1 protein-coding gene is annotated in these 1,297 nt (G+C 49.8%); it reads left to right on the top strand.

The genetic code is table 11. The features are described from left to right. Window positions 1-293: 293 nt before the first annotated feature. On the top strand, window positions 294-1,297 hold a 1,004-nt coding region (locus KDK18_RS03965; protein WP_257253367.1), incomplete at its 3' end, for a hypothetical protein.

Genomic DNA, 1,297 nt, shown 5'->3' with positions numbered 1-1,297 from the left:
TCAATGAGCCTGGGTCTATGCGACGCCCACAAAAAAACAAAGCTATCTGCTCGATGGTTCAATCACTGCTTCTGTTAGTGACCATAATGTTTGGGGAGTCACTGCCCGCAGTGGGATTGGTCGGCTCAAATCCGCTACCAGCAAATTTCTTATACACTAATAAGTTGGCTGAACCTGAACCGCCCGACCTTCATTCGGTTGGGTTTATGCCACTCGCCCTCCGTTTGCTTAAGCTGCTGCCGAATAACAGACCTCTTGCGTCTCTCCAACGGCCTCCCCTACCCCTTTGGCCAATGAAGCATACACACCGCATTGATCTCATGCTTGTGCCCCCTGAGACGCCAGAGCACTCTTCCACTGCGCTGATCGCCATCGGCGCTGCCGGGGGAGACGATGGCGATAAGCCACCTGACGGAAACCACTGGAATCCTGACCCAAAGCCCGTGCCTGACCTTGCCTCTGTTCTTGGCCCTGTTCAAAAATGCCTGCAACAAAAAAGGCAACTGCTTCGAATGTTACGGATCAAACGGCAATGGGCAACTATGACGGGGCAATCCATGCTGGCTCGAATTTTGTCAGACCGGATCATGGTGATTGAAGCGGATCTTTTCGATCTCGAAAGATCAGGGCCTGCCATGATGTATTCGTGTCTGGTTCAGACATGGCTGACAGAGAATGGTCAGGAACTTAGTGTTTACCGTGAGATCGCTGCTGGCAAATATTCAGGCCGTCAGGCAGGTACCGGGAAAAACGGCCAGCACTCCAGAACGACCAAAGCATCAACGACCAGAACAACAGGCCAATCCGGCCAGATTTGCGAAGTCGCTGCCGGTAACCAGAAAACCGGCTCGACAGACGGCAGTGGTCTCGGAGGCGATGACCCACTGAAACCCTCAATTTTTCAGGATACCGGAAGTTCGGTTGTCACTTGTTCAAAATGTGACAAGGCACTGAATACACAGGAATTAAGTCGTATAGCCAATGAGCTATCAGATCCAGCGTTTTTGTGCAACAAGTGCCTTTCGGGCACTAACAAAAATAAAAGAGCAAAACGAATCCGGGAAGAAACAGAGCGGGATTCATCAGAACCCGTTCAGAAAAAAAACAAGGGCTCGGGTAGAAAGAGGACTCATTCAAAAGCAGCTGCCGGACCAGCGGCCAAAAAAAAGAAAACGGCAGACACTCAGATCCCTGACGACCCATTGGAACAAGTGAAAGAAAATATCCATTACGAATTAAGTAAGGAAGAGCTGGAAAAAGCGCAAACCCTGATAGAGATATGCAAGAAAAAAAACAT

Source organism: Endozoicomonas sp. SESOKO3 (genome assembly GCF_024606255.1).
Note: the sequence above shows the minus strand (reverse complement) of the source record. Positions and strands in the feature narration are given on the sequence as shown.